General features: G+C 66.2%; 2 protein-coding genes. Both read right to left on the bottom strand.

The window, feature by feature from the left end; genetic code table 11:
• Positions 1-108 precede the first annotated feature (108 nt).
• Complete coding sequence (locus CGE01nite_RS16690; protein WP_141371773.1) at positions 109-639, bottom strand: hypothetical protein; 531 nt, start codon at positions 637-639, stop codon at positions 109-111.
• The gene (locus CGE01nite_RS16685) at positions 627-2,033 is read right to left on the bottom strand and encodes an AHH domain-containing protein (protein WP_170211011.1); all 1,407 of its coding nucleotides are present in this window, start codon (positions 2,031-2,033) and stop codon (positions 627-629) included. The genes CGE01nite_RS16690 and CGE01nite_RS16685 overlap by 13 nt, the downstream gene beginning before the upstream one ends.
• Positions 2,034-2,132 lie beyond the last annotated feature (99 nt).

The raw sequence follows: 2,132 nt of genomic DNA, 5'->3' as shown, positions 1-2,132 counted from the left end.
AAGTTGTCAGCTCCGCGGTGAGTCGTCAGTTGGAGCTGACGACTCACCGTCTCGCTGACGACCTCGCCGGGGAGGCGGGCGCGCCTGGCCCGTCGGAGTCCCTTGTCGTCATTGCGGACGGTGGCGCTTCTCGATGGAGTACCCGGTGAGGCCGCGCTGCTGCATGGCCTTGAGGACGGGTTCGGCGAGGTACGTGTAGGAGGTCAGTGGGCCGGGGACGACGGTGTGGCCCTCAAGCTTGGCGGCGGACAGGGCTGCGGACATCGGGATCGGGCTGGCGCCGCGGATGGTGCGGTCCTCGTCGTAGATGTCGACGGGGTGCGGGAAGTGCATCACCCAGTAGGGCAGCGGCTCGCCCTCGCGGGTGCGGACGGTCGCGGGGATCCACTGGACCTCGTCGTCCGGTCCCAGCAGCGGCTCGACCACCTCACGCACCGCCGGAGACACCGCCCTGGCCTGGTCGATGGTCCGGACCCAGTCGGTGGGCTGGTCGATCTGCAGCTGCCATTCGATCGCCGGAGCGTCGTCGCGCCACCCGGGTGTGAAGCGGAGCTTGCGCACGAAGTCCCGATCGGCGGACAGACGCCGGGCGGTAGGTACGGGAGCTGCGATCACCTGGAAGTAGTTCAGCACCTCCACCACGCTCCCCTAACTGCCAGCGGGTTCGTGGCGATCGGCCGCTTCACCCACGTTTCGAAGAGGCGCACGAACTCCTCCGCGTCGGGACCAGCCGCCTCGGCGGCGAGCGTTGCGTTGTCCAATACCCACTGGTGGTAGGCGTTCGGGTGTCGTCCTCGATGGGGCATCGGCAGGAGATTCCAGTCCTGGTTGAGGGTAAGGCTCGGGTACTGCGAGATCACTTCTTCGAACTCCTCCGTCCACCTGGTCTTGTGCTTGTCGGTGGCTAGGTGGTGAACCTGAATGCGAAGGGAGTTGAGCACGAGGTCATTGGCCGCAGCGTCCTTCACGCAGTTGGGCGGCAGGCCGATACCCTCGCCGCCCGGCTCGGGTTGGGGCGCAGGTTCGCTCTCGTCTCGTGGTGTCCCCTCGTCCAGGCAGGTGCCGTCCGTGGTTGAGACATGGCCGCAGTCCGGATCGAAGTGCCCCGGGGTGTCGCCTTCGACGCTCTCGACGAGAGTCTGCAACGCCGCTGCGACGTCGTCGACCTGCCCTGCTATCACGCGGAGGGCTGCGGCAATCCCGCGGGCGTTGCAGACTAGCGTGACGTCAGGGACGGAAGACCGGGCGGCGTGCGTGCGGACTTTCTCGCCCAGGACGAGGCAGGCCTCCTCGCCGTACTTCGCGGCGAGCTGAGCGGCGAGCAGCGTGACGAACTCCGACGCTTCCAGGTCCGAGGCTGAGAGGTTGGCGACGACGATGCCCGAGGAGGTGACGATCTCAGTCGGCAAGGCGCCCGACACGGGCTTGGAGCTTGAGACGACAGCTGTGAGAGAGCGGACTTGGCCGGGTTGAACCAACAGGTTCTTGCTGCAGCCGGCTTGGTATCTCGAACAGAGCTGGTTCGTCCCCGCATAGATCGAGGTCCAGTAAGGGGTGTTGTTCAGCGGCACGCTGGGACTAGCGATGATCAAGGAGTACGGCGTCGGCGCGGTCGCCACGTTGGTGTAAGAGGCAGTGATTCCTAGCGTCCCGAGCCAACCGCTGTTCGTGGCTGACGCGGACGCGGAAGCGACCGCTCCTACGGGGGCGTCTGAGACGGGGTCGATGGACTCTGCAACGTAGACAGTGAGCGTGGTCTGCGAACGGAACGGCACCTGAACGCGCGTTGTGCACGTGGAGAACTGGTAGTCGCAGCGACGCAGGAACGCCCCGTCCTTGTACAAATACATCTCGTAGGGAGTGCCCGCCATGTCCTCGGTGAGCTCGACGCGAAACGTCGTGAAGGGGTCGGAGGAACTCACCGTGGGCGGAGTTGCGGTGAAGGACGCGATCGAGCCGAGCCACGGCCCAGCGGCGCTGGGCGTCGCGGTGGCCCCTAGGCTGGCGAAGGCGACGGCCACGGCCATGAGCATGCGTCCGAGGATGGTGGTGCGCTTTCGACCACAATGTTCCATGCGGCCATAATCGGCGTTGCCGGTGGTCACCTTAAGCCGGGCTCGCCCAGGCCCGTA

Origin of the sequence: Cellulomonas gelida, from assembly GCF_006538725.1 — a bacterium.
GTDB classification, from domain to species: Bacteria; Actinomycetota; Actinomycetes; order Actinomycetales; family Cellulomonadaceae; genus Cellulomonas; species Cellulomonas gelida.
The sequence above is the reverse complement of the archived record's forward strand: the minus strand, read 5'-3'. Positions and strand labels throughout refer to the sequence as shown.